Origin of the sequence: Vagococcus silagei (assembly GCF_004795745.1) — a bacterium.
GTDB lineage: Bacteria > Bacillota > Bacilli > Lactobacillales > Vagococcaceae > Vagococcus > Vagococcus silagei.
Genome location: NZ_SDGV01000049.1, coordinates 1 through 1127 on the forward strand (window position 1 = coordinate 1; position 1127 = coordinate 1127).

A 1127-nucleotide genomic window follows, 5' to 3' on the forward strand; every position below is an offset into this window, starting at 1 on the left:
TTGGAGTGTTCGGGGTAGTTCCAACAGTCAGTTACATAAAACTGTTAAGTTAAAAGGTAAATATCATCATTTGAATGGTTCTGTTTATTATTCATTATACGAGCCAAATGGAAATTGGTTAGGTTATATTAATTCTGGTGCCACAGCACCAACTAGAAGTGTCTCAAGTTTTATGGGTGTTTCACGTCAACGTTTATTAGGTGATTTAAATAGTCATCTTAATGATCGTTACTATTTAGGTACTCCTTATGTTGGTTATATGGATCCAGCTCGTAGTATGAGTCCAAATGGTGCACCTACGCAATACGGTCCAGGTTTTAACTGTACGGGTTGGGTGGCATATGCTGTTCGTAAAGCTGGTGGTGATTTGAATATGATCACACGAGTTGCGAATGATTATGGCGGTGTTGTAAATGCGTACAATTGGCGTGATGCCTTAAAGGCGAATACAAATTATCGTACTTATGACACGATTAGTAGTCTTTTAGCAAGTGGTCAAACCAAAAAAGGTGATCTAGTTTATTTTGAATCTGACTTTAGTAAGCCAGTGTACGATTGTCATATTGGGATTTTCTGGGGAAATACAGGACGTGAGAATAAAATTTGGCATTCAGTTGCAATTGGGAATTCAATTGGTCAATTAGCCAGTTATTACGGTTATTCAAAAATCTATGTCTTTCCGTTAGATTAATATAAAATAAACAAATTTTTAAAACACTAACAATAATATTAAGTTAGTGTTTTTTTGTTGACGTTTTTTTGGTTTTTATCTATTAAATGTTTGTTTTTTTTAGTATGATTAGATGTGAAGGAAAATCAGTCAATGATATATAATGAAAGATGTGAAAATGATGAAAAGAAAAATTTTGTTAGGTTATTTAAGTATAAGTTTATTTGCGCCACTTATTTTAGCACCTATGGTGCATGCTGATGAAAATGTGGTTTCGACATCAGACTCTTCGTCTGCTAATGTGACAACTCATGAAGAAACAACTTCCTCTGAAGAGATAACACAGTCTACACACTCAGAAGAAAAAAAAGAAACTGAAAAAGAACAACATGAAACTAAGAATCTTGAAGAAGTCGAATCTGAAAAATATATAGCCATTATAAAAAAAGATGAACCT

At 33.5% G+C, this 1127-nt stretch carries 1 protein-coding gene and 1 pseudogene; both read left to right on the top strand.

Features of this window, described 5'->3' with window-relative positions; all coding sequences use genetic code 11:
• Window positions 1-691, top strand: a pseudogene (locus tag ESZ54_RS12545) (hypothetical protein); the annotation flags it as partial.
• Between the two features lie 142 nt (window positions 692-833).
• The coding region (locus ESZ54_RS12550; protein WP_204249564.1) for a hypothetical protein at window positions 834-1127 on the top strand (294 nt) is incomplete at its 3' end.